We start from the raw sequence: 1,622 nt of genomic DNA, 5'->3' as shown, positions 1-1,622 counted from the left end.
CGAAGCGACGCTGATGGTTGGCTTCAAGGAGGATGGTCTGATCGCCTCGGTCATGGCAGTGGCCGTGAGATGATGGCCGAAGCCGAACTCTGGCTCGCAAGCAGGAGCGTCGGAAAAGTCCAGCTGATGGTCCGGAACGGCAACACCGATGCCGAAGCCTTTTATGATGCGCTCGGCTATACGACGCAGGACGTCACAGTGTTCGGCAAATGGCTGAACGACCCGAACGATCCCTGAGCCAGCGCTCGCTCGAAGCCCATGGATGCCGAGCAGCCTGCGACCCCTCTGCTTGTCAGTGGGAAGTATCCGTCTTCGTCAAGTCCGGCTTGGAACCCAGTTTCGGCTATCGCGAAGCAGACTGTTCGCCAGGACGATAAGCTTTCTCATTATGGCTGTGATGGCCAGTTTTGGCGCTTTTCCGGTGGCGACCATCATATGGTATTTCGCGCTGAATTCCGGATTATGCTTTATGCCAACGAGGGTGGGCATATAGAGCGCCTGTCGCAAATGTGCTCTTCCACCTTGTATGTATCGCTTGCCTCGAAACGTGCCGCTGTCCCGAGCGATCGGAGCAAGTCCTGCAAGACTGGCGGCCGCCTTGTGATCGATGAAGCCGAGTTCGGGCATCTCGGTCAGAAGCATGATCGCGGTTGTTTCTCCAATGCCAGGAATAGTCTGTAGAATGTCGAATCTGGCTTTCAGGAATTCATCATCACGGACCAGCAAACGAAGAGCCGCGTCGATTGCTTTCATGTGACGGTCGATCTGCTCAATCCTTTCCCGTGCTTGGCGCCGCAACAAGGGAGCTATCCGGGCGGAAGACCGGTTGGACGCGCGTGTCCTGTCTTTCACCAGAGCGCGCCGAGCCGATTGTAGCTCTTTCATTTCATTGAACTTGATCGTTCTGTCGCTGACGCGGCGCACAGAAATCATCGCCCCGTATTTTGCGATAAGCCCGGCATCGATCGTGTCTGTTTTCGCCGACACACCCAATGCGTCAGCAAACCTTCGAGCCTGTCGCGGATTGACCTTGCCGAGAGGTATTTCGGCTTTCAGGAAGAACTTCTCGAAGGCAAGATGATACTGCCCGGTCGGTTCATAGAGTAGCTGTTCAAGATGACATCCTGCCATCCAGGTCAGCAATTGCCTGAACCCTTTTTTGTCATTCGGGACAGTTATGGTCCTGCCCTCAGGATACATGTGCGCATCCAGAGTGCTCTTTGAAATATCGACGCCGATATGCTGGCGAACTGGTTCGATGGACATTCCAGATCCTTTGCTTGTCGTACGGGCCTAGATGCCCTCGTATCCGTTCAGGTCGCATGGAAATGAAGAGGACGATCAAACTTCCCAACGGCGCTTACTCAGCCAGCGCAGGCACGATCCGTTCCTCTACGCCGGCGGGGAAATTGCGCAGTCCCCACCAGCGGTTCTTTTCTAACCAGAAGGCCAGGAATCTCTAAGACAAGCGCAGGCTGGCGCGATCACCGGCGAGACACCCGCATGCCGCTGGGCTGCCCGGCTAGGGCAGACCAGGGGTCCGCAGACGAGCCGGGCCGCTGGCGGCGTGCCGCCCGCGAAACAGCCCCCTCGCGTCAGCGAGGGGTGATCGCCGGATCAAG

At 57.0% G+C, this 1,622-nt stretch carries 2 protein-coding genes; one reads left to right on the top strand and one right to left on the bottom strand.

Features of this window, described 5'->3' with window-relative positions; all coding sequences use genetic code 11:
* The coding region (locus V7680_RS15610) for a GNAT family N-acetyltransferase (RefSeq protein ID WP_335654171.1) at window positions 1-237 on the top strand (237 nt) is incomplete at its 5' end.
* Window positions 238-315: 78 nt separating this feature from the next.
* Here the strand turns inward: V7680_RS15610 and V7680_RS15605 are convergent.
* Window positions 316-1,266 (bottom strand): IS110 family transposase, encoded by a 951-nt coding sequence (locus tag V7680_RS15605; protein ID WP_335654170.1) that lies wholly within the window; start codon window positions 1,264-1,266, stop codon window positions 316-318.
* Between the last annotated feature and the right edge of the window lie 356 nt (window positions 1,267-1,622).

It is taken from the genome of Parasphingorhabdus sp. (genome assembly GCF_036963705.1).
Taxonomy (GTDB): domain Bacteria; phylum Pseudomonadota; class Alphaproteobacteria; order Sphingomonadales; family Sphingomonadaceae; genus Parasphingorhabdus.
Note: the sequence above shows the minus strand (reverse complement) of the source record. Positions and strands in the feature narration are given on the sequence as shown.

Excerpts from the sequence above, each read along its gene's own strand:
- V7680_RS15605 (WP_335654170.1), bottom strand. The coding sequence starts at position 1,266 with ATGTCCATCGAACCAGTTCGCCAGCATATCGGCGTCGATATTTCAAAG.